This is a genomic window from Pseudomonas sp. Pseusp21 (assembly GCF_059492145.1).
Window position 1 is genome coordinate 3,562,353 of record NZ_CP168520.1, and the last position, 25,230, is coordinate 3,587,582.

At 60.6% G+C, this 25,230-nt stretch carries 24 protein-coding genes; 11 read left to right on the forward strand and 13 right to left on the reverse strand.

The window, feature by feature from the left end:
* Nucleotides 1-29: 29 nt before the first annotated feature.
* Nucleotides 30-1,592, reverse strand: a complete 1,563-nt coding sequence (gene tssA / locus ACEN93_RS16310) for a type VI secretion system protein TssA (RefSeq protein WP_495610265.1) — start codon at nucleotides 1,590-1,592, stop codon at nucleotides 30-32.
* A gap of 691 nt (nucleotides 1,593-2,283) precedes the next feature.
* Here tssA and ACEN93_RS16315 point away from each other — a divergent pair.
* The 3 genes from ACEN93_RS16315 to ACEN93_RS16325 are packed head-to-tail and all read left to right on the forward strand — an operon-like array spanning nucleotide 2,284 to nucleotide 4,443.
* Nucleotides 2,284-2,916, forward strand: coding sequence for a CDP-alcohol phosphatidyltransferase family protein (locus ACEN93_RS16315; protein WP_039765131.1), 633 nt, complete (start codon nucleotides 2,284-2,286; stop codon nucleotides 2,914-2,916).
* On the forward strand, nucleotides 2,903-3,502 hold the full coding sequence (locus tag ACEN93_RS16320) for a lysophospholipid acyltransferase family protein (RefSeq protein WP_039765129.1): 600 nt from the start codon (nucleotides 2,903-2,905) through the stop codon (nucleotides 3,500-3,502). The genes ACEN93_RS16315 and ACEN93_RS16320 overlap by 14 nt, the downstream gene beginning before the upstream one ends.
* Nucleotides 3,499-4,443: a phosphatidate cytidylyltransferase gene (locus ACEN93_RS16325; protein ID WP_039765128.1), complete on the forward strand. Its 945-nt coding sequence runs from the start codon at nucleotides 3,499-3,501 to the stop codon at nucleotides 4,441-4,443. The genes ACEN93_RS16320 and ACEN93_RS16325 overlap by 4 nt, the downstream gene beginning before the upstream one ends.
* A gap of 99 nt (nucleotides 4,444-4,542) precedes the next feature.
* On the opposite strand, the gene ACEN93_RS16330 is transcribed toward ACEN93_RS16325, so the two are convergent.
* From ACEN93_RS16330 to ACEN93_RS16340, 3 genes are all read right to left on the reverse strand, one after another.
* On the reverse strand, nucleotides 4,543-4,818 hold the full coding sequence (locus tag ACEN93_RS16330) for an HU family DNA-binding protein (RefSeq protein ID WP_003213368.1): 276 nt from the start codon (nucleotides 4,816-4,818) through the stop codon (nucleotides 4,543-4,545).
* Nucleotides 4,819-5,008: 190 nt separating this feature from the next.
* Nucleotides 5,009-6,157 (reverse strand): NAD(P)/FAD-dependent oxidoreductase, encoded by a 1,149-nt coding sequence (locus ACEN93_RS16335; protein WP_495610266.1) that lies wholly within the window; start codon nucleotides 6,155-6,157, stop codon nucleotides 5,009-5,011.
* 21 nt (nucleotides 6,158-6,178) lie between these two features.
* A complete protein-coding gene (locus ACEN93_RS16340) occupies nucleotides 6,179-6,346 on the reverse strand; it encodes a rubredoxin (RefSeq protein WP_007954349.1) in 168 nt (55 codons plus the stop codon).
* 199 nt (nucleotides 6,347-6,545) lie between these two features.
* Between ACEN93_RS16340 and ACEN93_RS16345 the strand changes: the two genes are divergently transcribed.
* Nucleotides 6,546-7,097, forward strand: a complete 552-nt coding sequence (locus ACEN93_RS16345; RefSeq protein WP_495610267.1) for a chorismate--pyruvate lyase family protein — start codon at nucleotides 6,546-6,548, stop codon at nucleotides 7,095-7,097.
* Nucleotides 7,097-7,987: a 4-hydroxybenzoate octaprenyltransferase gene (ubiA, locus tag ACEN93_RS16350; RefSeq protein ID WP_074689927.1), complete on the forward strand. Its 891-nt coding sequence runs from the start codon at nucleotides 7,097-7,099 to the stop codon at nucleotides 7,985-7,987. The genes ACEN93_RS16345 and ubiA overlap by 1 nt, the downstream gene beginning before the upstream one ends.
* Nucleotides 7,988-8,049: 62 nt before the next feature.
* On the opposite strand, the gene ACEN93_RS16355 is transcribed toward ubiA, so the two are convergent.
* A complete protein-coding gene (locus tag ACEN93_RS16355) occupies nucleotides 8,050-8,433 on the reverse strand; it encodes a COG4315 family predicted lipoprotein (RefSeq protein ID WP_064600493.1) in 384 nt (127 codons plus the stop codon).
* Between the two features lie 151 nt (nucleotides 8,434-8,584).
* Here ACEN93_RS16355 and phoB point away from each other — a divergent pair, with 151 nt between their 5' ends.
* From phoB to ACEN93_RS16370, 3 genes are all read left to right on the forward strand, one after another.
* The gene (gene phoB, locus ACEN93_RS16360; protein ID WP_007896474.1) at nucleotides 8,585-9,274 is read left to right on the forward strand and encodes a phosphate regulon transcriptional regulator PhoB; all 690 of its coding nucleotides are present in this window, start codon (nucleotides 8,585-8,587) and stop codon (nucleotides 9,272-9,274) included.
* A gap of 139 nt (nucleotides 9,275-9,413) precedes the next feature.
* Entirely contained in the window at nucleotides 9,414-10,700 is a 1,287-nt protein-coding gene (gene phoR / locus ACEN93_RS16365; protein WP_495611557.1) for a phosphate regulon sensor histidine kinase PhoR, read from the forward strand.
* Between the two features lie 111 nt (nucleotides 10,701-10,811).
* On the forward strand, nucleotides 10,812-12,152 hold the full coding sequence (locus ACEN93_RS16370) for a hemolysin family protein (protein ID WP_007954342.1): 1,341 nt from the start codon (nucleotides 10,812-10,814) through the stop codon (nucleotides 12,150-12,152).
* A gap of 6 nt (nucleotides 12,153-12,158) precedes the next feature.
* Here the strand turns inward: ACEN93_RS16370 and ACEN93_RS16375 are convergent, their stop codons facing one another.
* The 7 genes from ACEN93_RS16375 to ACEN93_RS16405 form a co-directional block, all read right to left on the reverse strand.
* Complete coding sequence (locus ACEN93_RS16375) at nucleotides 12,159-13,055, reverse strand: peptidoglycan DD-metalloendopeptidase family protein (RefSeq protein ID WP_039765119.1); 897 nt, start codon at nucleotides 13,053-13,055, stop codon at nucleotides 12,159-12,161.
* A gap of 222 nt (nucleotides 13,056-13,277) precedes the next feature.
* Nucleotides 13,278-14,234, reverse strand: coding sequence for a response regulator (locus ACEN93_RS16380; RefSeq protein ID WP_490842908.1), 957 nt, complete (start codon nucleotides 14,232-14,234; stop codon nucleotides 13,278-13,280).
* A gap of 177 nt (nucleotides 14,235-14,411) precedes the next feature.
* Nucleotides 14,412-15,173 (reverse strand): phosphate signaling complex protein PhoU, encoded by a 762-nt coding sequence (phoU, locus tag ACEN93_RS16385; protein WP_007954334.1) that lies wholly within the window; start codon nucleotides 15,171-15,173, stop codon nucleotides 14,412-14,414.
* A gap of 124 nt (nucleotides 15,174-15,297) precedes the next feature.
* A complete protein-coding gene (gene pstB, locus ACEN93_RS16390; RefSeq protein WP_007954333.1) occupies nucleotides 15,298-16,131 on the reverse strand; it encodes a phosphate ABC transporter ATP-binding protein PstB in 834 nt (277 codons plus the stop codon).
* Nucleotides 16,132-16,224: 93 nt separating this feature from the next.
* A complete protein-coding gene (gene pstA / locus ACEN93_RS16395; protein ID WP_011336614.1) occupies nucleotides 16,225-17,895 on the reverse strand; it encodes a phosphate ABC transporter permease PstA in 1,671 nt (556 codons plus the stop codon).
* A 16-nt stretch (nucleotides 17,896-17,911) separates the two neighbouring features.
* On the reverse strand, nucleotides 17,912-19,945 hold the full coding sequence (locus ACEN93_RS16400) for an ABC transporter permease subunit (RefSeq protein ID WP_495611558.1): 2,034 nt from the start codon (nucleotides 19,943-19,945) through the stop codon (nucleotides 17,912-17,914).
* A 424-nt stretch (nucleotides 19,946-20,369) separates the two neighbouring features.
* Entirely contained in the window at nucleotides 20,370-21,371 is a 1,002-nt protein-coding gene (locus ACEN93_RS16405) for a phosphate ABC transporter substrate-binding protein PstS (RefSeq protein WP_064600501.1), read from the reverse strand.
* Between the two features lie 187 nt (nucleotides 21,372-21,558).
* Between ACEN93_RS16405 and ACEN93_RS16410 the strand changes: the two genes are divergently transcribed.
* Together ACEN93_RS16410 and ACEN93_RS16415 are read left to right on the forward strand one after the other, a co-directional pair.
* Nucleotides 21,559-22,617, forward strand: coding sequence for a helix-turn-helix domain-containing protein (locus tag ACEN93_RS16410; protein WP_039765108.1), 1,059 nt, complete (start codon nucleotides 21,559-21,561; stop codon nucleotides 22,615-22,617).
* On the forward strand, nucleotides 22,614-23,105 hold the full coding sequence (locus tag ACEN93_RS16415) for a PIN domain-containing protein (RefSeq protein WP_039765106.1): 492 nt from the start codon (nucleotides 22,614-22,616) through the stop codon (nucleotides 23,103-23,105). Before ACEN93_RS16410 ends, ACEN93_RS16415 begins: the two co-directional genes overlap by 4 nt.
* A gap of 14 nt (nucleotides 23,106-23,119) precedes the next feature.
* Here the strand turns inward: ACEN93_RS16415 and ACEN93_RS16420 are convergent, their stop codons facing one another.
* Nucleotides 23,120-24,418 carry an MFS transporter gene (locus tag ACEN93_RS16420; RefSeq protein ID WP_074689921.1) on the reverse strand — a complete coding sequence of 433 codons (1,299 nt, stop codon included), beginning with the start codon at nucleotides 24,416-24,418 and terminating at the stop codon, nucleotides 23,120-23,122.
* A gap of 377 nt (nucleotides 24,419-24,795) precedes the next feature.
* Between ACEN93_RS16420 and ACEN93_RS16425 the strand changes: the two genes are divergently transcribed.
* Nucleotides 24,796-25,200 (forward strand): acyl-CoA thioesterase, encoded by a 405-nt coding sequence (locus ACEN93_RS16425; RefSeq protein ID WP_003229628.1) that lies wholly within the window; start codon nucleotides 24,796-24,798, stop codon nucleotides 25,198-25,200.
* The last annotated feature ends 30 nt before the right edge of the window (nucleotides 25,201-25,230 follow it).

The following is a 25,230-nucleotide window of genomic DNA, read 5'->3' on the forward strand; positions in this document are numbered from 1 at the left end:
TTTTCTCCTTGCGGTTGTGGCCCTGGGGCCTATTCGAGTACCACTTCGAGGTCGAGGTGGCACAGCCTGCGATAAATCTCTTCCTTGCGTTCACGTACGGCATGGTTCTGCGGTAACAACTCGCAGCAACTGTGCAGCAGGTGCAGCACTTCCAATGCAAGATCGGGCTCCCAGGCGTGCAGGCCTGAGTCCTGTAATGTCTGATCGAGGGTTTCGAGCTGGTTCTTGGCCAGTTCGTATTTCTTGGCCAGGAAACACAGCCGCGCGAGGGCGAACTGCCAGAAGAAGCGTTCGCGGCCGCCGTGCGCCGATTGCAGCCCCTGCTTGAGGATCTGCACCGCGGGCTTGAGGCCTTCCTTGCGCAGGATCGGCTGGACTTCTTCGAGGGCCTTTTCCCAGGCCGGCTGGGTTTCGGCGTTCTCGGTCTCGACCTTGCGCGGCGCGCTGGCGCTTTGCAGGTGCGGCATGACGTTGCCGGCGATCCACGCCCGGGTGGACGGATCGGCGAACGGCGCGCCGTCATGGAAACGCAGCTCGATGATGCCGGGCAGGCGTTGAATCAAAAGCGCGAAGTGGATTTCCACTTCGCGCATGGCCAGCTCGGCGTTGAGGTTCTGGAGACATTCCCAGACCATCCTCTGGCCATCGAACCAGAACGGCGCCTTCGCCAGGCTCGCCTCCAGTTCCACCAGCAGGTCGGCGTATTTGCCCTGATCGAAACGGTCCTGATACTGCTTGAGCTTGTCCACCGGCAACCCGCGCAGCACGGTGATCTGCTCGGCGTTGCGCTCGGGCACCGCGTCGATCGTCATCCACAGCAAGGTGCGGTTGAGGCGCAGCGCGCGCAGGTCGGTGGCTTTCTGCTTGAGCCACCAGGCGCACAACGGGCGGGCGCTTTCCTGCTGGGCGCGCAGGGCCTTGTGGGCTTCTTTCTCGTTGTCGATCGGCGCGCCGGGGGCCAGCAACTGAGTCGCCGCCTGCTTGACCTGGGCCACTGCCGCGCCCACCACGCCGGGTGCCGGCTGGTTGTCGGCGGCGCGCTGGATCATGGTTTTCAGGCGGCGGGAGAGCGGCAGCAGCAGCGGCGCATCATCGCCCAGATGCTCGGTGCAGGCGGCGTCGAGACCGGACAGATGCTCGGACAACTGCCGGAACATCGGCAGCTGTTCCTTGATCGCGATGTTCTCGGTGATCACCTGCTCAAGACGCGGCACCAGCCAGCCAATGGCGGCGGCCCGGGTGCGGGGTTTGAGCGGGTGAATCTCGGCCCAGTGGTTTTCCGACAAGTGGTGCAGAAAACCGAGGCCGGCCAGCAGGCCGGGGAAGGATTCACGCTGGTACAGCGACCAGGTCAGCCAGGCGCCGACACGCAAATCCTTGGATTGGGTGCGCAGGAGGTTTTCGCTGTTTTCGCGAATTTTCAGCCAGTCGATCTGCCCGCTTTCGTGCATCGACGAGGCTTTGGCCAGCTCGCTTTCCAGGGCCTCGAATTCGCTCGAGAAACGAACGTCTTCGCCCGCAAAATTCTCTTTGGAAACAGAGACTTTAGCGAGTTCGAGGTAATGGGCGGAAAGTTTGCTTGAGTAGGACATCCATGGCCTTTATAAGGATTACGGTCGTGCGCCTATTGGAGTTGCAGCGGCGCGGGACAGTATCGAAGAGCAGTCGGAAGACTCATCCAATTGAGTGTTTGCTCTTTCAAGTGCGCGCATCGTAATCACTATGATGGCCACTAGCAAGCATCTGATTAAACAACAAGACGAACTGTTCATTGGGCGCTGTAGGAGATCGCCCTATATGTCTCAGGGGTTTCCCTGATATCGGCTTATATCAACCGTGCCTTTCAAACCCCGGCGTAACCTGCGTCCCAGAGCGGCTGCCTGAAACCCGCCGACACCTCCTTGAACGCACGTTCCAAAATACGGACGAAAGCATGACAACACTGGAAAGAAAATAAAGTAGGAATCTTCCGAAAACAGATAGGCATCTTTAAACAAATCGAGGAGGACAACTGGTATCAATAAAAGTGCCATCAATTTGATGTCATCGCACACTTTGCATACTTCACAAGACTTCTTTAGCCGCACAATTGCAGGACTTCCCGCAAGGCGCCGTCAATCCATCAAGCCTTCGCCCTGCTTAAGCACACACTTTCGATGTGGATTGTTCTGACAAATGTCGCGGACTGTTCTTACATCAATATATTTCATGCTGCGCACGTGCCTTTATATTGCCAGCCTCAGTCATCAATTGACGGCTTACCACTGATACGGACATTGGCAAATGGATGAAAACAGACGGCCCATCAAGACCCGCTCCGCGGGCTGGGCGAAACGCTTCACGGATGAACTGGTCAAGCGGGACATCTCCCCCAACCAGATCTCCGTCATCAGCATGCTCTTCGCGCTGTTCGGCGCGGTGACGCTGTACATCGATAACGGCGTGGCCGGTTCGATCCTGTGTATCGTCGGCATTCAACTGCGGCTGCTGTGCAATCTGTTCGACGGGATGGTGGCGATCGAAGGCGGCAAGCAGTCGGCCGTTGGCAGCCTGTACAACGAGTTTCCGGATCGAGTAGCCGACAGTCTGCTGATCGTCGGCTTGGGTTTTGCCATCGGCCAGTCCGATCTTGGCTGGTTCGCAGCATTGGCCGCTGCGCTGACAGCGTATGTCCGTGTGTTCGGCGGCGCTCTAGGGCTCACCCAGAGCTTCATGGGACCGATGGCCAAGCAGCACCGGATGGCGGTGATGACCGTGGCGTTGCTGTTGAACGTGTTCGAAACCATTTACTACGCGACCCACTACGCTTTGCTGATCGCGCTGGTGATCATCGCCCTTGGCTCCGTCGCGACCTGCGTGACGCGCACCCTGGCCATCGCCAGACAACTGAAGGGGAAGGCCCATGTGGATCAGTAATGCGCTGATTTCGGTGCTGCGCTTCTTGATCGGCGTGACCGCCCGCTGGGAAAGCCCGCCGGACCTCACGCGCCAGCGCATCTACTACGCCAACCACACCAGCCACATGGACACCCTGGCGATCATCGCCGCACTGCCGCCGGAAGCCCGGTTGAACGTGAAACCGGTGGCCGCCGCCGACTACTGGGGCAAGAACCGCTTTCTATCGTACATCTCGCAGAAAGGCCTGAACGCGGTGCTGATCGAGCGTAATCCGGCACCGGGCACCAATGTGCTGGAGCCGATTTTCGATGTAGTGCGGGCCGGCCACTCGATCATCATTTTCCCCGAAGGTACCCGCTCCACCCAGGCGCTGCCGGGGGAATTCAAGTCCGGGATCTTCCGCCTTGCCGAAACCTTTCCGGACGTCGATCTGGTGCCGATCTACCTGGAAAACCTGCATCGCTCGATGCCAAAAGGCAAACACGTGCCGCTGCCGATCATCTGCACGATCCGCATCGGCGACCCGCTGCAGAGGATTGCCGGTGAGGAGAAACAGGCGTTTCTGGAACGGGCGCGTGACGCCATCGTGAGGTTGTCGAAATGAGTCTGGAAACCAAGTTCCTGTGGTTCTTCGCGGCAATCGCCGGGTTGCTGGCGGTGGCTTCGCTGATTGGCGGCGTACTGGCACGGCGGGCGAAAAGCGAAAGCTCCATCGCGACCATCGAAAACCTCAACCAGCGCGTGAATGCCTGGTGGGGGATGGTCATTATTTTCTTTGTGTCCTGGCTGCTCGGCCCCAATGCGACGGTGGTGCTGTTCGGCTTCATTTCGCTGTTTGCGCTGCGCGAGTTCATAACACTCACGCCGACCGCACGCGGTGACCATAACGCGCTGTTTTCGGCGTTTTTCATCCTGATCCCGCTGCAATACCTGCTGATCGGCACCCATTGGTATTCGATGTTCACCCTGCTGGTGCCGGTGTATGCATTCCTGCTGCTGCCGGCGATTGCCGTGTTGAGCCAGGACACCGAGGGCTTTCTGGAGCGCACGGCGAAGATTCAGTGGGGCGTGATGATCTGCATCTACTGCATCAGCCATGCGCCGGCGCTGCTGTTGCTGGACCTGCAGGGTTTCCAGGGTCAGAACGCCCTGCTGCTGTTCTACCTGGTATTCGTGGTGCAGATGAGCGATGTGCTGCAGTACGTGTTCGGCAAGCTGTTCGGCAAACGCAAAGTTGCGCCGCTGGTGAGCCCGTCAAAAACCGTGGAAGGGCTGGTCGGCGGTGGGCTGTCCGCCACGCTGATCGGTGGTTGCATGTTCTGGATGACGCCGTTCAGCTTCTGGCAGTCGCTGCTGATGTCGCTGGTCATCGTGGTGATGGGCTTCCTCGGCGGCCTGGTCATGTCGGCGATCAAACGCAGCCTGAGCGCCAAGGACTGGGGCACGATGATCAAGGGCCACGGCGGGATGCTCGACCGCATGGACTCGATCTGTTTCGCCGCGCCGATCTTCTTTCACCTGACCCGGTACTTCTTCTCGGCCTGATCCGGCCCCAATCATCGAGCACAAAAAATGGGCATCCGACCGCAATCGGTATGCCCATTTTTCATGCAGCGCGCCCGGCTGACCGGGCGTTTACCGCCATTATGGATTAACGCTGTCTTTCAACGATTTGCCTGGCTTGAACGCAACGGTGTTGCTGGCCTTGATCTTCACCGGTTCACCGGTTTGCGGGTTTTTGCCGGTGCGGGCACCGCGGTGGCGTTGCAGGAAGGTGCCGAAGCCCACCAGCGTGACGCTGTCCTTGCGGTGCAGGGCGCCGGTGATTTCTTCGAGAACGGCGTTGAGAACGCGGTTGGCCTGCTCTTTGGTCAGATCCGCTTTTTCAGCGATTGCAGCGGCGAGTTCTGGTTTACGCATTAGTGAAGCCCCTTTGACGGTTTTTTGTTGTTATGTCCGTGCTGTTCTCGTTGGAACAGCGCCCAAGGCGCCGCAGGCTCTACTCTGCGGCAGACGGGAGTGAGGATGGCACGCGGTTAAGGGCGGCGCCAGTCTCCCCGCGACGTTTGTGGGGGCAAAAGCGGGGTGATTCCGACAGAACGACCGGTATTTACGCCAGCAAGGCCGGAAGCTGTTTGTTCAGCGCAAGTTTTTCCATCACCGCCGCGCCGGTCAGGGCGTAACCGAGCAATTGCCCGTCTGCGTCGTGGCACAGCACCTTGATGTCGGCGCCCTGCCCTTCGACCGTCCAGACGCCTTCGCGGCCCCGTGGCGGCGGGGAAACCACCAGCGGGCAGACCGGGGTTTTCACGGTGATCGGCATCGGTCCGTAGTTCACCACGGTCGGGTTGCCGGCCAGGGTCTGTGCCAGCGCTCGCGCACAACTCATGAGGGGCATGACGTACAGAAGATTCAGCCCGTTGACCTCGGCGCAGTCGCCCAGGGCGTAAATGTTGGCGTGAGAGGTTTGCAGATGACGGTCGACCACCACGCCGCGATTGGTCTGGATGCCGGCGGCCGCCGCCAGATCGATCCGCGGGCGCAGGCCGATGGCCGAGACCACCACATCGCAAGGGATGACCTGGCCGTCGGACAGGTGTGCTTCCAGCCCATCCGCGACTTTTTGCAGACGGGTCAGCACCGGGCCGAGATGGAAACGCGCACCGAGGCTTTCCAACCCGGCCTGCACCGCAGCCGCCGCAGCGGGATGCAGCAGGGTCGGCATCACCTGCTCGCACGGTGCAACCAGTTGCACCTCGTAGCCACCCAGAATCAGGTCATTGGCGAACTCGCAGCCGATCAGTCCGGCGCCGAGCAGCAACACTCGGCGCTTGCCAGCGGCTGCGGCGCGAAAGCGCGCGTAGTCTTCGAGATCGTTGATCGGGAACACCAGATCCCCGCCGTCGCCTTCGATCGGCACACGTACGGTTTCCGCGCCCCAGGCGAGGATCAGGTCGCGATAGCTCACTGCTTCCTCGCCGATCCACAGCCGCTTGTGGCCCGGATCTATGCCGCTGATGCGGGTATGGGTGCGGATCTCGGCCTTCAACTGCTCGGCCATCGCGCCCGGCTCGGCCATGCTCAAGCCGTCGGCGTCCTTGTTCTTGCCGAAGCCGGTGGACAGCATCGGCTTGGAGTAGGAGCGACCGTCATCGGCGGTAATCAGCAGCAACGGGGTTTCGCCATCGAGTTTGCGAAACTCGCGAGCCAGGTTGTAACCCGCAAGCCCGGTGCCAACGATTACGACAGGTGCGCTCATGCCCTACTCCTCAGTGTTTTCTCAGTTGATTTCGATCATTTCGAAGTCCATCTTGCCGACGCCGCAGTCCGGGCACAGCCAGTCTTCCGGCACGTCCTGCCACAGGGTGCCCGGCGCAATGCCGTCATCCGGCCAGCCGTCGGCTTCGTTGTAAATCAGGCCGCAGACCACACATTGCCACTTTTTCATTCAGGTACTTCCTCAGGGTTCAGGCTTTAACCGGCGCGGACGGTCGATGGTGCAGCGCTGCCGTCCGGCTCAGGGCGTTTTGTACTGATCGTGCCGGGCAGATGCAAGCCTGTTCGGCGCAGCGGCGACCCGGATCAATCAAACTCGCGGTGCAGCATGGTAAGCTCGCCGCCTCATTTGCTGCCAATAATGACTCATTGTGCAACACACAAACGCTCCGCTGTGGCGCCCGCAAAGCGAACTGACACCCCTCCCCGACACATCCACGCGCGACTGGCTGTTCGACGAAGGCTCCCTGACCCGCCGGCTGACGCGCCTGTCCGATGACGGCTTCAGCGTGACGCCGCTGTTCGAAGGCTGGCAGACCCTGCGAGACGACGAATGCGCCGCGCTGGACCTGGCCGAAGGCAGCGAGGGCTGGGTGCGCGAGGTGTATCTGCGCGGGCATGGCCAGGCCTGGGTGTTCGCCCGCAGCGTGGCGTCGCGCAGTGCCTTGCAGGGCGACGGCTTGCACATGGATGAACTGGGCAGCCGCTCGCTGGGCGAACTGCTGTTTTGCGATCACGCCTTCCAGCGCCGCGCCATCGAAGTCTGCCATTACCCTGAACACTGGCTGCCCGAAGGTTCCCGGGCTGCCGGCCTGTGGGGGCGGCGCTCGCGTTTCGACCGTGGCGCCTTGAGTGTGCTGGTGGCGGAGATTTTCCTGCCTACGCTGTGGGATGCCGTCCGCGCCCGTCCGGAGAACTGCTGATGTACCAAAGTCTGCTCAAATCCCTGAATCGCTTGAACCCGCGTGCCTGGGACTTCATCCAGCTGACCCGGATGGACAAGCCGATCGGCATTTACCTGCTGCTGTGGCCGACGCTCTGGGCGCTGTGGATTGCCGGCAAAGGCTCGCCGTCGCTGGCCAATATCGTGATTTTCGTCCTCGGCGTGGTGCTGACCCGTGCCGGCGGCTGCGTGATCAACGACTGGGCCGACCGCAAGGTCGACGGCCACGTCAAACGCACTGCGCAGCGACCTATCGCTGCCGGCAGGATCAGCTCGAAAGAGGCACTGGTGTTCTTCGCGCTGCTGATGGGCGTGAGTTTCCTGCTGGTGCTGTGCACCAACGCCGCGACCATCTGGCTGTCGCTGGGCGGTCTGGCGCTGGCGTTCACCTACCCGTTCATGAAGCGTTACACCTATTACCCGCAAGTGGTGCTGGGCGCGGCGTTCTCCTGGGGCATGCCGATGGCGTTCACCGCCGAAACCGGTGAGCTGCCGGCAACCGCCTGGCTGCTGTGGATCGCCAATCTGCTGTGGACGGTGGGCTACGACACTTATTACGCGATGACCGACCGCGACGATGACCTGAAGATCGGCGTGAAATCCACGGCGATCCTGTTCGGCGATGCAGACCGGGTGATCATCCTGACCTTGCAGGCGCTGTCGCTGGGCTGTCTGGTGCTGGCGGGGTCGAAATTCGAGCTGGGAATCTGGTTCCACCTCGGCCTGCTGGTAGCCGCCGGGTGCTACGCCTGGGAATTCTGGTACACCCGGGACCGGGACCGGATGCGTTGCTTCAAGGCGTTCCTGCACAACCATTGGGCCGGTTTGGCGATTTTCGTAGGGATCGTGCTGGATTACGCGTTGCGCTGATCTCAAGAAATCGCGGCCGAGGCAATGCCTGCGGGCCGCGATCCTGATTCACTGCCAATGAATTACTTGTGCTCGTGAACCACGTGCCACACGTCCTTCATGCCATCGCCCTTCATTTCTCCGGGCTTCTCGTCCTTCACGAAGGTGTACAGCGGCTTGCCGTCGTAGGCGTACTGCATCATGCCGTCATCGCGTTTGATGACTGTCCATTTACCTTCAGCCTTGGCATCCGCCGGCGCCATCAACGGCGGCCAGTTCTTGGCGCAATCGTCGTTGCACATCGACTTGCCGCCACTGTCCTTGTCGAACGTGTAAAGCGTCATGCCCTTGTGGTCGACCATCATTCCGTCTTTCATCATGGCCGGCTCGGCCGCCATCGCCAGTCCGGGCAGAGTCAGGGCAGCAGCCATCAGCAAAGCCTTAAAGGAAGCAGTCATTTGAGTCATGGAAACCTTCTCTTGTGGTTGTCAGGATTCGGACTTAGAGCTTAGTTCAGGATTCGCACAATCGCCGCCGGACTAAAATACTGTCACACGACTGCAATAATTCCGTTATCTAATGCGGCGCAAGACAGTTAAATGACAAGAGGATTAAGGCATGGTTGGCAGGAGCATTCTGATCGTCGACGACGAAGCGCCCATTCGCGAAATGATCGCCGTTGCGTTGGAAATGGCCGGCTATGACTGCCTCGAGGCAGAGAACTCGCAGCAGGCCCACGCCATCATCGTCGACCGCAAACCGGACCTGATCCTGCTCGACTGGATGCTGCCCGGCACTTCCGGCATCGAGCTGGCCCGCCGCCTCAAGCGTGACGAACTGACCGGGGACATCCCGATCATCATGCTCACCGCCAAGGGCGAAGAGGACAACAAGATCCAGGGTCTGGAAGTCGGCGCCGACGACTACATCACCAAACCGTTTTCCCCACGTGAACTGGTGGCACGCCTCAAGGCCGTGCTGCGTCGCGCCGGCCCGACCGATGGCGAAGCGCCGATCGAAGTCGGCGGCCTGCTGCTCGACCCGATCAGCCACCGCGTGACCATCGACGGCAAACCTGCCGAGATGGGCCCGACCGAATACCGCCTGCTGCAATTCTTCATGACCCACCAGGAACGCGCCTACACCCGTGGCCAGTTGCTGGACCAGGTCTGGGGCGGCAACGTCTATGTTGAAGAGCGCACCGTCGACGTGCACATCCGGCGCCTGCGCAAGGCTCTCGGCGACGCCTACGAAAATCTGGTACAAACCGTGCGCGGCACCGGCTACCGGTTCTCCACCAAAGCATAAATAGGCAGCTGCAAGCTTCTAGCTACAAGCGGCAAGTAAAAGCCGATCCGCTTTAGCTTGAAGCTTGCAGCTCGACACTCGACGCTGCGTTTAAGGACGTTCCGTGAACCAAAACTGGCATGGCACCCTGATTCGCCACATGCTGTTGCTGGTCACCGGCTGCCTGGTGATCGGCCTGATCACCGGCTACTACGGCTGGAGCCTGGCGGCGGGCTTGGGCCTTTATCTGGCCTGGACGCTCAAGCAACTGCTGCGCCTGCACGAATGGCTGCGCCTGCACCAACCCGATGAAGCACCGCCCGACGGCTACGGCCTGTGGGGCGAGGTGTTCGACAGCATCTACCACCTGCAACGCCGCGACCAACGGGTACGCGGACGCCTGCAAGCGGTGATCGACCGCGTTCAGGAGTCCACCGCCGCGCTGAAAGACGCGGTGATCATGCTCGACAGCGACGGCAACCTGGAGTGGTGGAACCGCGCCGCCGAAACCCTGCTCGGCCTCAAGACCCCGCAGGACAGCGGCCAACCGGTAACCAACCTGGTCCGCCATCCGCGTTTCAAGGAATACTTCGAGCAGGAAAGCTACGCCGAGCCGCTGGAAATCCCTTCGCCGACCAACGATCGCGTACGCATCCAGCTGTACCTCACGCGGTACGGCAACAACGAGCACCTGATGCTGGTCCGCGACGTCACCCGCATCCATCAGTTGGAACAGATGCGCAAGGACTTCATCGCCAACGTCTCCCATGAGCTGCGCACCCCGCTGACGGTGATCTGCGGCTACCTGGAAACCCTGCTCGACAACGTCGAGGAAGTGAACCCGCGCTGGAGCCGTGCCCTGCAGCAGATGCAGCAACAGGGCGGACGCATGCAGACCCTGCTCAACGATTTACTGCTGCTGGCCAAACTGGAAGCCACCGACTACCCGTCGGACAACCAGCCGGTGCACATCGACACCCTGTTGCAGTCGATCAAGAGCGACGCGCAGCAGCTGTCAGGATCGAAGAATCAGAAAATCACCCTGGAAGCCGACACCAGCATTCTGCTCAAGGGCAGCGAGGCGGAACTGCGCAGTGCGTTTTCCAATCTGGTGTTCAACGCGGTCAAATACACCCCGGCCGAAGGCAATATCCGCATCCGCTGGTGGGGCGACGATCAGGGCGCGCACCTGAGCGTGCAGGATTCCGGGATCGGCATCGACAGCAAACACCTGCCGCGCCTGACCGAACGCTTCTACCGCGTCGACTCCAGCCGCAACTCCAACACCGGCGGCACGGGCCTGGGTCTGGCCATCGTCAAACACGTGCTGCTGCGCCATCGCGCTCGGATGGAGATCAGCAGCGTGCCCGGTCATGGCAGCACCTTCACCTGCCATTTCGCCCCGGCCCAGGTCGCTCAGGCACGGGTCATCAGCGCCACTGAGTAATGCCGGACTAGGCAATCGCCAGGTCAGCCGCTACATTGGCTGACTTGCGCCTGCCTTTCAGGTGCGGATTTTTCTTTCTTTCGAATCACACGGAACCCGCAAAACTCCATCATGGACCCTTCCCCTGGCTTGTCCCTCGCAACAATATTCGCCGATTTCGGCATGATTCTTTTCGCTCTGATCCTGGTTCTGCTCAACGGCTTCTTCGTTGCGGCGGAATTCGCCATGGTCAAACTGCGCTCGACCCGGGTCGAAGCCATCGCTGAACAGCACGGCTGGCGCGGGCACATCCTGCGCACGGTGCACAGTCAGCTCGATGCTTACCTCTCGGCGTGCCAGCTCGGTATCACCCTCGCCTCCCTCGGCCTGGGCTGGGTCGGCGAGCCGGCGTTCGCGCACATTCTCGAACCGCTGCTGAGCGCGGTCGGCGTGCAGTCGGCGGAAGTCGTCAAAGGCATCTCGTTCTTCACCGCGTTCTTCATCATTTCGTACCTGCACATCGTGGTCGGCGAGCTCGCACCCAAATCCTGGGCGATCCGCAAACCCGAGCTGCTGTCGCTGTGGACGGCGGTGCCGCTGTACCTGTTCTACTGGGCCATGTACCCGGCGATCTACCTGCTCAACGCCAGCGCCAACACCATCCTGCGCATTGCAGGACAAGGTGAACCCGGCCCGCATCACGAGCACCATTACAGCCGTGAAGAACTGAAACTGATCCTGCACTCCAGCCGTGGTCAGGACCCGAGCGACCAGGGCATGCGCGTGCTGGCCTCGGCGGTGGAAATGGGCGAACTGGAAGTGGTCGACTGGGCCAACTCCCGGGAAGACCTGATTACCCTCGAATTCAACGCCCCGCTGAAAGAAATCCTGGCGATGTTCCGTCGCCACAAGTTCAGCCGTTATCCGGTGTACGACAGCGAGCGCAAGGAGTTCGTCGGCCTGCTGCACATCAAGGATCTGCTGCTGGAGCTGGCGGCGCTGGATCACATTCCCGAGTCGTTCAACCTCGCCGAACTGACCCGCCCGCTGGAGCGCGTGTCGCGGCACATGCCGCTGTCGCAGCTGCTGGAACAGTTCCGCAAGGGCGGCTCGCACTTCGCTGTGGTTGAAGAAGCCGACGGCAACATCATCGGCTACCTGACCATGGAAGACGTGCTGGAAGTGCTGGTCGGCGACATCCAGGACGAACACCGCAAGGCCGAGCGCGGCATCCTCGCCTACCAGCCGGGCAAGTTGCTGGTGCGGGGCGATACGCCGCTGTTCAAGGTCGAGCGCCTGCTGGGGATCGACCTGGATCACATCGAAGCCGAAACCCTCGCCGGGCTGATCTACGAAACCCTGAAACGGGTGCCGGAAGAGGAAGAAGTGCTGGAAGTCGAAGGCCTGCGGATCATCATCAAAAAGATGAAAGGTCCGAAGATCATTCTGGCCAAGGTGCTGATGCTCGACTGACGGGGTTTACTGCTTGCCCAGCGCAAAGTTGGGCAACGCCCCCAGCGGCCGGTTGAACTGATACGGAATCGACACCAGCCCCATCCCGGTATTGCGCTGCACCACGAAGTGCAGGTGCGGGCCGCTGCTGTTGCCGGTGTTGCCGGACAGCGCCAGCGGACTGCCCACCGCCACTCGCTGCCCCTCGCGCACACTCACCGACCCTTGTTTGAGATGCAGGTACACGCCCATCGTGCCGTCGTCGTGCAGGATCCGCACGAAGTTGCCGGACGGATCGGTGCCGCGTCCGTTCTGGGAATTCTCGGTCTTCACCACCACCCCGGCCCGCGCCGCGATGATCGGCGTGCCGACCGGCATGGCAATGTCCATCGCGTATTTGTTCTTCGGCCCGAAGTGGCTGTAATCACCATTGGCGCCCTGACTCAGGCGAAACGGCCCGCCACGCCATGGAAACGGATAGCGATAGCCCTGAGCCGCGCCAGCCGGGTCGCCGAGGGAATACTGGAACATCGGCGTGTACACCAGCGGTTTGCCACCGGATACCGGCGTCAGCAACGCCAGCCGCGTATTGCTGCGCGCCGGCAGCACCCGGCGAATCGTTTGCGCCGGTGCGCCGCGCACGTTGCTCATCCCGGTAAACGCCAGGGCAACCTCGACCGGCGCATACAGGTCGTTGCGCACGAACACCACGTCCGCGCCCTTCTGCTTCTTGATGTCGAGATAGACCTGGCGCTCCAGGCGCTCGACCATCCGGTCCTGAAACACGAACACCTGGGAGCCTTTGCTCGGACGGTCGCTGTACGAAACCACTCCGTTGGCATCGGTGGATTTGTAGATCGTCATGGCCACCGTCGAGGTGGAGGCCATGAACAGACCACAGAAAAACAGCAGGCGCAGGGGCATGGGCAAAAGTTCTGTCGAGTAAGGCCTGGGAATGAGCCTAGCAGCTGAAGCAGACCAGGCTAGTCGACAGATGTTTCAAAATGGCAGGTGCAGGAGATGATCGTCCCCACGCTCTGCGTGGGGACGCAGCCCGGGACGCTCTGCGTCCCATGCGTGAGGACGCAGAGCGTCCCTTGAGGCATTCCCACGCGGAGCGTGGGAACGATCAGCGTAAAACGACGCTTACGCGCCCGGAACGAAGTGCTTCTGCGCCGTGCCGCGGGCGATCAGGCGGGAGATGTAGTCGAGCTTCTGCGCGTCCTGGTCGACGAAGCGGAAGGTCAGTTGCAGCCAGTCGCTGTCAGGTTTCGGCTCGTGGGCGACGACGGCGTGCAGGTAGCCGTTGAGGCGGGCGATTTCCGCATTGTCACCCTGCTCCAGGTCCAGCACCGCGCTGTCGAGGATCTGCGGCAGGGTGTCGGTGCGTTTCACCACCAGCAGCGCTTCCTTGATGCTCAGGGCCTTGATCACGCATTGCTGGGTGCCGCTTGGCAGGCGCAGCTGGCCCTGACCGCGACCGCCGACCGGAGCGCTGGAGGCTGCCGGGGCTTTCACAGGCGGGCTGTTGAGCAGGCCACGCTGTGGCGCGGCGGCAGGTGCCGGGGCCGCAGCGGCAGGCTTGGCAAACGGATTCACTGCCGCAGCCGTCGGTGGAGAACCAACCACGGCAGCCTTGCCACCGGTCAACGCGCTCAGGGAGTCGTTGCCGAACGCCGAGTTCATCTTGGTCGGGGCGCTGTTCATCAGGGTGTCGAGTTTGCCGACCTTGTTCAGGGCCTGCTTGACCTTGGTCAGCAGTTGCTCGTTGGTGAACGGCTTGCTGACGTAACCGGTGACACCGGCCTGGATCGCCTGCACGACGTTTTCCTTGTCGCCCCGGCTGGTGACCATGATGAATGGCATGGTCTTGAGGTTGTCCTGCTCACGGCACCAGGTCAGCAGTTCGAGACCGGACATTTCCGGCATTTCCCAGTCGCACAGCACCAGGTCGAAGGCTTCCTTGGCCAGCATGGCCTGAGCCTTCTTGCCATTGATGGCGTCCTCGGTGCGGATCCCCGGGAAGTAATTACGCAGGCACTTTTTCACCAGGTCACGAATGAACGATGCATCGTCCACGACCAACACACTGATCTTGCTCATCCAACACCCCTATTAAAATCCCGGCAAGCATAACGCTGGCTGATGGCACATTGCCAAAACTCTTCAGTCACGCCGGGACTTTTCGTTCGCGGGTGCTGCTTTTTATTTCGGTTCTGCCTATGAGAAGCAGAAACAAAAACGCCCGGCCAAAGGGCCGGGCGCTTTTCTCAGGCAATCTTACTTATCGTCAGCATCGCCCGGAACATTAGCGGTTTCGCCACTTGTCCCTTCAACTTCTTCCTTCATGCGCTTGAGGCCCATGTGCCGCACATCGGTGCCGCGCACCAGATAAATCACAAGCTCCGAGATGTTGCGCGCGTGGTCGCCGATCCGCTCCAGCGAACGCAGCACCCAGATAATGCTCAAGACCCGCGAGATAGAGCGTGGGTCTTCCATCATGTAGGTCGCCAGCTCGCGCAGGGCGGTCTTGTATTCGCGGTCGATGATCTTGTCGTACTGCGCCACCGACAACGCCAGGTCGGCGTCGAAGCGTGCAAAGGCGTCCAGCGCATCGCGGACCATGTTGCGCACCTGGTCGCCGATGTGGCGAACCTCGACGTAACCGCGCGGCGCTTCGCCTTCTTCGCACAACTGGATCGCACGGCGGGCGATCTTGGTCGCTTCGTCGCCGATACGCTCCAGGTCGATCACCGACTTGGAGATGCTGATGATCAGACGCAGGTCGGAGGCCGCCGGCTGACGACGGGCCAGAATGCGCAGGCATTCTTCGTCGATGTTGCGTTCCATCTGGTTGATCTGGTCGTCGATCTCGCGCACTTGCTGGGCCAGGCCCGAGTCGGCCTCGATCAGCGCGGTGACCGCGTCGTTGACCTGCTTCTCGACCAGCCCGCCCATGGCCAGCAGGTGGCTGCGCACTTCTTCCAGTTCGGCGTTGAACTGCGCGGAAATGTGATGAGTGAGGCCTTCTTTGGAAATCATGCGTTCGCTCCGAAAAAGCGTTTAACCAAGAGCTGCAAGCTACGAGCTGCAAGCTGTTATGTGGTGTTCCCTGCCGCATCGCTTCTAACTTGCCGCTTGAAGCTTGCCGCTTGCAGCTGTACGGCTAGCCGTATCGCCCTGTGATGTAGTCTTCGGTCTGCTTCTTGGCCGGATTGGTGAACAGGGTATCGGTGTCGCCGAATTCCACCAGTTTGCCCATGTACATGAACGCCGTGTAGTCGGACACCCGCGCCGCCTGTTGCATGTTGTGGGTAACGATGACGATGGTGAACTTGGATTTGAGCTCGTAGATCAGCTCTTCGACTTTCAGGGTCGAGATCGGGTCAAGTGCCGAGCACGGTTCGTCGAGCAGCAGCACTTCCGGTTCCACGGCGATGGTGCGGGCGATCACCAGACGCTGCTGCTGACCACCGGACAGGCCGAGGGCCGAGTCATGCAGACGGTCTTTCACTTCGTCCCACAGGGCCGCACCTTTCAGTGCCCACTCGACGGCTTCGTCGAGGATGCGCTTCTTGTTGATGCCCTGGATGCGCAGGCCGTAGACCACGTTTTCGTAGATGGTCTTGGGGAACGGGTTAGGCTTCTGGAACACCATGCCGACCCGGCGACGCAGCTCGGCCACGTCTTCGCCCTTGCGGTAGATATTGTTGCCGTACAGGTTGATCGCGCCTTCGACACGGCAGCCGTCCACCAGGTCGTTCATGCGGTTGAAGGTCCGCAGCAGCGTGGACTTGCCGCAGCCGGACGGGCCGATGAAGGCGGTCACGCGCTGTTTCGGGATGTTCATGCTGACGTCGAACAGCGCCTGTTTCTCGCCGTAGTACAGGCTCAGGCCCGGTACTTCGATGGCCACGGTTTCCTGCTCGAGGTTCAGGCTCTGCTTGTCGCGGCCCAGGGCAGACATGTTGATGCCGTGGGTATGTGTTTCGTGCTGCATGGGTCTCACTCCGTTCGTAGCTGCAAGCTTCTAGCTGCAAGCTGCAAGTTTGAGCAAAAGCGGCTTGTAGCTTGCCGCTTGTGGCTAATGGCTTTAGCTGTCCAGCGCCTTGTACTTCTCGCGCAGGTGGTTACGGATGTACACCGCCGACAGGTTCAGGGTGGCGATCACCAGCACCAGCAGCAGCGCCGTGGCATACACCAGCGGCCGCGCGGCCTCGACGTTCGGGCTCTGGAAGCCGACGTCGTAGATGTGGAAGCCCAGGTGCATGATCTTCTGATCCAGGTGCAGATACGGGTAGTTCCCGTCCACCGGCAGCGACGGCGCCAGTTTCACCACACCCACCAGCATCAGCGGCGCCACTTCACCGGCGGCGCGAGCCACGGCGAGGATCATGCCGGTCATCATGGCCGGGCTGGCCATCGGCAGAACGATCTTCCACAGGGTTTCAGCCTTGGTCGCGCCGAGGGCCAGCGAGCCTTCACGCACGGTGCGCGGGATACGCGCCAGACCTTCTTCGGTCGCCACGATCACCACCGGCACCGCCAGCAGCGCCAGGGTCAGCGAAGCCCAGAGCAGACCCGGCGTACCGAAGGTCGGTGCCGGCAGCGCTTCAGGGAAGAACAGACGGTCGAGAGAGCCACCGAGCACGTAGACGAAGAAGCCCAGACCGAACACGCCGTAAACAATCGCCGGAACACCCGCCAGGTTGTTCACCGCGATCCGGATCACCCGGGTCAGGGTGTTCTGCTTGGCGTATTCACGCAGGTACACCGCCGCCAACACGCCGAACGGGGTCACGATCATCGCCATGATCAGGGTCATCATCACGGTGCCGAAGATCGCCGGGAAAATCCCGCCTTCGGTGTTCGCTTCACGCGGGTCGTCGGACAGGAATTCCCAGACCTTGCTGAAGTAGAAACCGATCTTGGTGAACGTACCCATCGCGTTCGGCTGGTAAGCGTGAACCACTTTGCCCAGGCCGATTTCGATTTCCTTGCCGTTCGCATCGCGAGCGGTCAGCGCGTCACGGTTGAACTGCGCGTGCAGATCAGCCAGACGGGCTTCGATGTCCTGATAGCGGGCGTTCAGCTCGGCGCGCTCGGATTCCATGTCCGCTTGCGCGGTGGCGTCGAGCTTGCCTTCCAGTTCCAGCTTGCGACCGTGCAGACGGATGCGCTCGAGGCCGGCGTTGATCGCACCGATATCGACTTTTTCCAGAGTCTTGAGCTGGGCGGCAAGTTTGTTCACGCGATCGATCCGCGCTTGCAGCTCAGGCCAGGCGGCTTCGCCTTCGGCGATCACCTTGCCGTCCTGTTTGACGTTGACCAGGTAGCCGTAGAAGTTGCCCCACTCACGACGCTCCAGCGCCATCAGCTCCGGCGGATTCTTCTGGTCGGTCAGCCACTCGCCGACGATCCAGGTGAAGTCGTTGCCGTTCAGGTCTCGGTTGCCGACCTTGATCAACTCACGGGTCATGAATTCCGGACCTTCGTCCGGTACCGGCAGGCCGGCGCTCTTCAGACGGGCACGCGGCACTTCTTCTTTCTGCACCACTTCGCCCACGACCAGATGCTGGCCCTGGCCCGGAACGTCGTAGCTGGCGTGGATCAGATCCGCCGGCCAGAAGTGACCCAGACCGCGCACGGCGATCACCGCCAGCAGGCCAATGGTCATGATGACCGCGATGGACACCGCGCCGCCGCTGATCCAGACGCCCGGGGCGCCGCTCTTGAACCATCCTTTCAGGGAGTTCTGTTTCACAGACTTCTACCTTTGCTTAAAGCGACGAGTATTTCTTGCGCAGACGCTGACGAATCAGTTCCGCGAGGGTGTTCATGACGAAGGTGAACAACAGCAGCACCAGCGCCGAGAGGAACAGCACGCGGTAGTGGCTGCCGCCGACTTCCGACTCCGGCATTTCCACCGCGACGTTGGCGGCCAGGGTGCGCAGGCCTTCGAACAGGTTCATTTCCATGACCGGGGTGTTGCCGGTGGCCATCAGCACGATCATGGTTTCACCGACCGCACGGCCCATGCCGATCATCAGCGCCGAGAAGATGCCCGGGCTGGCAGTCAGGATCACCACGCGAGTCATGGTCTGCCACGGCGTGGCACCGAGGGCCAGCGAGCCCAGGGTCAGGCCGCGCGGCACGCTGAACACGGCGTCTTCGGCGATCGAGTAGATGTTCGGGATCACCGCAAACCCCATGGCCAGACCGACCACCAGAGCGTTGCGCTGGTCGTAGGTGATGCCCAGGTCGTGAGAGATCCACATGCGCATGTCACCGCCGAAGAACCAGTTCTCCATGAACGGGCTCATGTACAACGACAGCCAGCCCACGAACAGGATCACCGGAATCAGCAGTGCACTTTCCCAGCCGTCCGGGACTTTCAGGCGGATCGATTCAGGCAGGCGGCTGAAGGTGAAACCGGCGATCAGAATGCCGATCGGCAGCAGCATCAGCAGGCTGAAGATGCCCGGCAGATGCCCTTCTACATAAGGCGCGAGGAACAGACCGGCGAAGAAGCCGAGGATCACCGTCGGCATCGCTTCCATCAGCTCGATCACCGGTTTGACCTTGCGGCGCATGCCCGGGGCCATGAAGTACGCGGTGTAGATCGCAGCGGCGACGGCCAGCGGTGCAGCCAGCAGCATCGCGTAGAACGCGGCTTTCAGGGTGCCGAAGGTCAGTGGCGACAGGCTCAGTTTCGGTTCGAAATCGGTGTTGGCCGCAGTCGATTGCCAGACGTATTTAGGCTCGTCGTAGTTCTCGTACCAGACCTTGCTCCACAGCGCGCTCCACGACACTTCCGGGTGCGGGTTGTCGAGCAGCAACGGTTGCAGCTTGCCGCCGGCTTCGACGATCACGCGGTTGGCGCGCGGCGACAGGCCGAACAGGCCCTGGCCTTCGACGACTTGATCGACCAGCAAGGTGCGGTGCGCGGTGCTGTGGAACACGCCGAGCTTGCCGCTGGCATCCAGGGCCAGGAAGCCCTTGCGACGTTCTTCGGCGGAAATTTCAACGATCGGCGTAGAGCCCATCTGGAAGGTGCGGATCTGCTTCAGGCGCAGCTCGCCATCGGTGTCGCGGGCCATGAACCACTGGGCCAGGCCACCTTTGGAGTCACCGACGATCAGCGAGATGCCACCGACCAGTTGCGTGGTCGCGGTGACTTCAGCGTCAGCGTTTTCCAGCAGTTTGTAGCGACCGTTGAGGCTCTTGTCGCGCAGGCTGAACACGTCGGCCTGGGCACGACCGTTGACCACGTACAGCCACTGCTGGCGCGGGTCGACGAAAATGTTTTTTACGGGCTCGGTCATCTGCGGCAGATCGATACGCTTCTGCTCGTTGGTGACTTCGCCGGTCATCATGTTTTCTTCGCTGGTCAGCGACAGCACATTGAGTTGCGAACCGGTGGAGCCGACCAGCATCAGGGTCGAATCGGTGGCGTTGAGGCTGACGTGCTCCAGCGCACCGCCGCTTTCGTTCAGCGCGATCGGTGTCTCGCCGTACGGATACTCGATGGCCGGAGTGATGGTCTTCTTGCCATCCGGGTAGCTGACTTTATAAGTGTGACGGAACACCAGCGCCTGGCCGTTGGACAGGCCCACGGCCACCAGCGGATGGCCCGGCTGGTCTTCGCCGATGGAGGTCACACTGGCGCCTGCCGGCAAGGGCAGATCGACGCGCTTCAGTTCAGCGCCACTGTCGATGTCGAAGAACAGCGCCTGGCCCTTGTCGGAAACGCGCATGGCCACCTGATTCTGCTCTTCGAGCGAAATCATCAGCGGCTTGCCGGCGTCCTGCATCCAGGCCGGGGTGAGTGCATCTTTCGCGGTCAGGTCGGCACCCTTGAACAGCGGCGCGACGACGTAGGCGAGGAAGAAGAAGATCAGGGTGATGGCTGCCAGTACCGCCAGACCGCCGACGAGGACGTACCAGCGGGTGAAGCGATCCTTGAGCGCGCGAATGCGGCGCTTGCGTTGCAACTCAGGCGTATTGAAGTCAATGCGCTTGGGAGGGTTCGTAGTCATTTTGGAATTGGCCAGATCATTCATGCGCACACCCTAGCGATCCTGTATGACAGAAAGATGACAATGCAGTGACGCACCAAATCCGCCGCCAGCAGGGCACTGGCAGTGGATAGAAGAATTCGGGGAGTGTGGGGGCCGGGCCGCTTGCGGGCCGGGCCCCACACGTGAGTCAGGCGGGGTTCACCCCTGACTCAGTTTGTTACTTTTTTGCGACTTCAGCGCCGCCTTCCTGCAGACCCAGGTCAGCCAGTGCTTTTGCAGCAACCTTGGCTGGCAGAGGGATGTAGCCGTCTTTCACGACCACTTCCTGGCCCTGTTTCGACAGAACCAGTTTCACGAACTCGGCTTCCAGCGGGGCCAGAGGCTTGTTCGGGGCTTTGTTGACGTATACGTACAGGAAACGCGACAGCGGGTACTTGCCGTTCAGGGCGTTTTCTTCGGTGTCTTCGATGAAGTCCGAGCTGCCTTTCTTGGCCAGGGCCACGGTTTTCACGCTGGCGGTCTTGTAGCCGATGCCCGAGTAACCGATGCCGTTCAGCGAGGAGCTGATCGACTGCACGACCGAAGCCGAGCCTGGTTGTTCGTTGACGTTAGGCTTGTAGTCGCCTTTGCACAGGGCTTCTTCCTTGAAGTAGCCGTAGGTGCCGGATACCGAGTTGCGACCGAACAGTTGAACTGGCTTGTTGGCCAGGTCGCCGGTCACGCCCAGGTCGCCCCAGGTTTTCACGTCGGCTTTGGCGCCGCACAGACGGGTGGACGAGAAGATTGCGTCAACCTGTTCCATGGTCAGGTGCTGGATCGGGTTGTCCTTGTGTACGAAGACAGCCAGGGCGTCCACGGCAACCGGGATAGCGGTTGGCTTGTAGCCGTATTTCTGTTCGAAGGCCGCCAGTTCGGTGTCCTTCATCTTGCGGCTCATCGGGCCCAGGTTGGAGGTGCCTTCAGTCAGCGCAGGTGGCGCAGTGGCGGAGCCAGCGGCCTGAATCTGGATGTTTACGTTCGGGTATTCTTTTTTGTAGTTCTCAGCCCAGAGGGTCATGAGGTTGGCCAGGGTATCGGAGCCGACGCTGGACAGGTTGCCCGACACACCAGTGGTCTTGGTGTAGCTCGGGATCGCAGGGTCAACAGCGGCAACCGCGTTGGCAGTCGCAACGCCAGCAGCGACAAAAGTCATTGCCGCCATCAAACGCTTCAGTTTCATGCCTTACTCCTAGCAGATAGGGTGTGTTAAGTCGGGGCCAAGTATCAGCAGGCCGTGTGAACACTCTATGGCTGAAATATGACAATTGGATGAAAGGCCAGCATCCGAGGTGTCGCAAAAAATGAATTCCGCAGCAGGTTGACAAATCGAATCCAAAAGATAGCCTTGTCAACCACGAGAGGAACTCATGATAAACGACCGAATTCGCCGCGCCCGCCTGCAACGAGGCCTCACCCTAGAGGGTCTGGCGGCCCAGCTTGGCGACATCACCAAACAAGCGTTAAGCAAATATGAGAAAGGGTTGAGCACTCCAAACTCTTCTCGCCTGCTGCAACTGGCCAAGGCACTTCAGGTCAGCCCCGAATATTTTTTCCGCGCGGAGGTTATTCCTCTGGCACCTCTTGAGTTTCGAAAGCTGGCCAGAATGCCCAAGTATCGCCAAGCTCAAGTTGAAGAAAAAATTCGGGAACATCTCGAGCGCTACATTTCACTTGAGCAATGTTTCGATCCTGCAGATATCCAGACCCCTGCTACCCCCGCACAGATGCTCCCTGTTTCAACCCTTGAGGAGGCTGAGCTGGCAGCCGAGAAGCTTCGCCAGTTTTGGGGAATCGGTAGCGATCCCATCGCCAATCTGACTGAGCAACTGGAAGAGCACAGCATCAAGGTTGCAATGCTGAACGGCCCAGATGATTTCGATGGCGCTTGTGCTGCTACCGGTGACGGCGAACATGTACTAATTGCTTTGAATGCTGACCGTCCAGGTGAGCGAATCAGATTTACGGCTGCTCATGAGCTCGGCCATTGGGTTATGGCGTTGCCTGGAGACATGCCGGAGAGAGACAAAGAAAACTGTTGTCACCGTTTTGCCGGCGCATTTCTCTATCCCGCCAAAAGCGTAACCGGCGATTTCGGCAGCCATCCCCGGTCCAGAGTCCATCCACGAGAGCTACTGATCGCCAAACGCCAATACGGAATATCGATGCACGCTGCGTTGAGACGACTGAAGGATCTGAAGCTACTTAGCGAAAGTGGCTACAAATCCCTCACTATTCAATTCAGTGCCAACGGCTGGCGCAAAGCAGAGCCCGAACCTATGCCGTGCAAACCGCCCCAGCGCTTTGATTCCCTGGTGTTCTGGGGATTGGCAGAAGGATTGATCACCAAGTCGCGGGCTGCTGAACTCCTGCGCAAACCAGTGAGCGCACTTGACCCCAATTTCTTGGGCTCACTGGAGAGTGCATGAGTCTGATCTATATCAGTGATACAAATATCTGGATCGACTTCAGAAATGCCGGATTGCTGGAGCAGATGTTCAGCTTGCCGTTTACGCTGTGTTGCACTGACTTCGTAATGTACGAACTCGACGACTTTTCACACGACGAGCTGCTCGACCGAGGGTTGATTGTCGAATCGTTCGATGAGGCAGGTGTAATAAGATTGTCGGGGCTGAGGATCGAGCACAACAACAGCTCTTTAGCCGATGTCTCCTGCTACTTGCTTGCGCAGGAAACGGGCCGTCCTTTACTCACCGGAGATGGCAGGTTGCGCCGTCAGGCCCAAAGAGATGGGTTACAGGTACACGGCGCGCTATGGCTGCTCGATTTAATGGTAGAGCACCAAGTCATCGACGAAACAGAAGCTGCAAATGCTTTGGCTCACATGCTCGAACACGGTGCTCGCCTGCCGATTGGCGAGTGTGAAACAAGGCTTTCGCGCTGGCGAAAGCCCTGAGTTCTGGAACTAAATCAGCGTCCCTTCTTCCACAACCACGCGCCGACCAGGATCCCCATCCCGCACAGCACCGCCACATAGTAGGCCGGCCCCATCGCGCTTTCTTTCAGCAGCAGGCTGACGACCATCGGGGTCAGGCCGCCGAAGATGGCGTAAGCGACGTTATAAGAGAAGGACAGACCGCTGAAGCGCACCACCGGCGGGAAAGCCTTCACCATCACATAAGGCACCGCGCCAATGGTGCCGACCAGGAAACCGGTCAACGCGTACAGCGGGAACAGCCAGTTCGGGTGATCGGCGAGGCTGTGATAGAACGTCCAGGAGCTGGCAAGCAGAGCCGCGCAGCCGAACACAAACACGCGACCGGCACCAAAACGATCCGCCAGCGCGCCGGAAATGATGCAGCCGAAGCTCAGGAATACGATCGCGAGGCTATTGGATTGCAGCGCGGTGGTCGGCGAGAAGTGATAGACCGTTTGCAGCACGGTCGGGGTCATCAGGATCACCACGACGATACCGGCGGACAGCAGCCAGGTCAGCAGCATCGACACTGCGATCGCCCCGCGATGGTCACGCAGCACGGCGCGCAGCGGCACTTCTTCGGCCAGCGCCTTGCGCTGTTGCAGTTCGGCGAACACTGGGGTTTCGTGCAGCCAGCGGCGCAGGTAAACCGAGAACAGGCCGAACACGCCACCCAGCAGGAACGGGATCCGCCAGGCGTAATCCGAAACTTCCGTTGGCGTATAGAGGCTGTTGATCGCGGTGGCGACCAGCGATCCCAGCAGGATGCCTGCCGTCAGGCCGCTGGTCAGGGTGCCGCAGGCGTAGCCGATGTGCTTGCCGGGTACGTGTTCGGAAACGAAGACCCACGCCCCCGGCACCTCACCGCCAATCGCCGCGCCCTGGATGACACGCATCAACAGCAGCAGGATCGGCGCCCACAGACCGATCTGCGCGTAGGTCGGCAGCAGGCCCATGATCAGGGTCGGCACCGCCATCATGAAAATGCTCAGGGTGAACATCTTCTTGCGCCCCAGCAGGTCGCCGAAGTGCGCCATCACGATCCCGCCCAGCGGCCGTGCGAGGTAACCGGCGGCGAAGATGCCGAAGGTCTGCATCAGGCGCAGCCACTCGGGCATGTCGGCCGGGAAGAACAATTTGCCGACCACGGTGGCAAAGAACACGAAGATGATGAAATCGTAAAACTCCAGCGCGCCCCCCAGGGCCGATAGCGACAGAGTCTTGTAGTCATTGCGGGTCAACGGTCGTGCGGGTTGGTCGGGCTGCGCGAGGCTCGAGGGCGCTGTGGTCATGGCAAGGTCTTCTCTTATAGTCGGATCTGCCGCCACAACAACGCTGGCTGTGGCTCGGGCAGGTTCGGCACCATAGCAAATTGTTCGAAAAAGCACATAGAGGTGCGTATTTGCCGGTCGAAATCAGAACCGGACGGTCGTCGCGGAGTCTACCGACCGATATACTCGCAACCTTGCTCCGGTTTGTAGGGGGTTGCTGTGCGAAAACGTCGTTGGCCCGGCCTTTGCTCGGGATTAGCCGGTTTCGCAGAGTTTCTCCTTAGGCGCCTGATGGAAAACGTGACGAACGTAGTATGTTCGGTGCTGAATCGTTTTTCCCGAAGACGGCTACCACCAGCAGCACCAACGAAGAGTCACGGGTCAGAGGCACCCCCGGCATGATAGAGCTCGAACAAGAAGATCCGATCCCGCAAGGCGACCTGGCCCTGCAAATCACCGCACTTCCCCGCGAAACCAACGGCTTCGGCGATATTTTCGGCGGTTGGCTGGTCGCACAGATGGACCTGGCCGGCACGGCCATGGCCAGCCGTGTTGCCGGTGGCCGTGTCGCGACCGTCGCCATCGACCGCATGGCGTTTCTGGTGCCGGTGGCTGTCGGCGCGCAATTGTCCTTTTATACCCAGACCCTGGAAATCGGCCGCAGCTCGATCCAGATGATGGTCGAGGTGTGGAGCGACGACCCGCTGTCCAGCGAGTGGCGTAAAGTGACCGAAGCGGTGTTCGTGTTCGTTGCCATCGATGGCAGCGGTCGCACCCGCTCGGTGCCGCCACGCGCACGTTAAACCTCGCGACCGTTTCACGGTCGATAGTCG

Coding starts and splice junctions, on each gene's coding strand:
- tssA (WP_495610265.1), bottom strand. CDS start 1,592: ATGTCCTACTCAAGCAAACTTTCCGCCCATTACCTCGAACTCGCTAAA.
- ACEN93_RS16315 (WP_039765131.1), top strand. CDS start 2,284: ATGGATGAAAACAGACGGCCCATCAAGACCCGCTCCGCGGGCTGGGCG.
- ACEN93_RS16320 (WP_039765129.1), top strand. CDS start 2,903: ATGTGGATCAGTAATGCGCTGATTTCGGTGCTGCGCTTCTTGATCGGC.
- ACEN93_RS16325 (WP_039765128.1), top strand. CDS start 3,499: ATGAGTCTGGAAACCAAGTTCCTGTGGTTCTTCGCGGCAATCGCCGGG.
- ACEN93_RS16330 (WP_003213368.1), bottom strand. CDS start 4,818: ATGCGTAAACCAGAACTCGCCGCTGCAATCGCTGAAAAAGCGGATCTG.
- ACEN93_RS16335 (WP_495610266.1), bottom strand. CDS start 6,157: ATGAGCGCACCTGTCGTAATCGTTGGCACCGGGCTTGCGGGTTACAAC.
- ACEN93_RS16340 (WP_007954349.1), bottom strand. CDS start 6,346: ATGAAAAAGTGGCAATGTGTGGTCTGCGGCCTGATTTACAACGAAGCC.
- ubiA (WP_074689927.1), top strand. CDS start 7,097: ATGTACCAAAGTCTGCTCAAATCCCTGAATCGCTTGAACCCGCGTGCC.
- ACEN93_RS16355 (WP_064600493.1), bottom strand. CDS start 8,433: ATGACTCAAATGACTGCTTCCTTTAAGGCTTTGCTGATGGCTGCTGCC.
- phoB (WP_007896474.1), top strand. CDS start 8,585: ATGGTTGGCAGGAGCATTCTGATCGTCGACGACGAAGCGCCCATTCGC.
- phoR (WP_495611557.1), top strand. CDS start 9,414: ATGCTGTTGCTGGTCACCGGCTGCCTGGTGATCGGCCTGATCACCGGC.
- ACEN93_RS16370 (WP_007954342.1), top strand. CDS start 10,812: ATGGACCCTTCCCCTGGCTTGTCCCTCGCAACAATATTCGCCGATTTC.
- ACEN93_RS16375 (WP_039765119.1), bottom strand. CDS start 13,055: ATGCCCCTGCGCCTGCTGTTTTTCTGTGGTCTGTTCATGGCCTCCACC.
- ACEN93_RS16380 (WP_490842908.1), bottom strand. CDS start 14,234: ATGAGCAAGATCAGTGTGTTGGTCGTGGACGATGCATCGTTCATTCGT.
- phoU (WP_007954334.1), bottom strand. CDS start 15,173: ATGATTTCCAAAGAAGGCCTCACTCATCACATTTCCGCGCAGTTCAAC.
- pstB (WP_007954333.1), bottom strand. CDS start 16,131: ATGCAGCACGAAACACATACCCACGGCATCAACATGTCTGCCCTGGGC.
- ACEN93_RS16400 (WP_495611558.1), bottom strand. CDS start 19,945: ATGCAGGACGCCGGCAAGCCGCTGATGATTTCGCTCGAAGAGCAGAAT.
- ACEN93_RS16405 (WP_064600501.1), bottom strand. CDS start 21,371: ATGAAACTGAAGCGTTTGATGGCGGCAATGACTTTTGTCGCTGCTGGC.
- ACEN93_RS16410 (WP_039765108.1), top strand. CDS start 21,559: ATGATAAACGACCGAATTCGCCGCGCCCGCCTGCAACGAGGCCTCACC.
- ACEN93_RS16415 (WP_039765106.1), top strand. CDS start 22,614: ATGAGTCTGATCTATATCAGTGATACAAATATCTGGATCGACTTCAGA.
- ACEN93_RS16420 (WP_074689921.1), bottom strand. CDS start 24,418: ATGACCACAGCGCCCTCGAGCCTCGCGCAGCCCGACCAACCCGCACGA.
- ACEN93_RS16425 (WP_003229628.1), top strand. CDS start 24,796: ATGATAGAGCTCGAACAAGAAGATCCGATCCCGCAAGGCGACCTGGCC.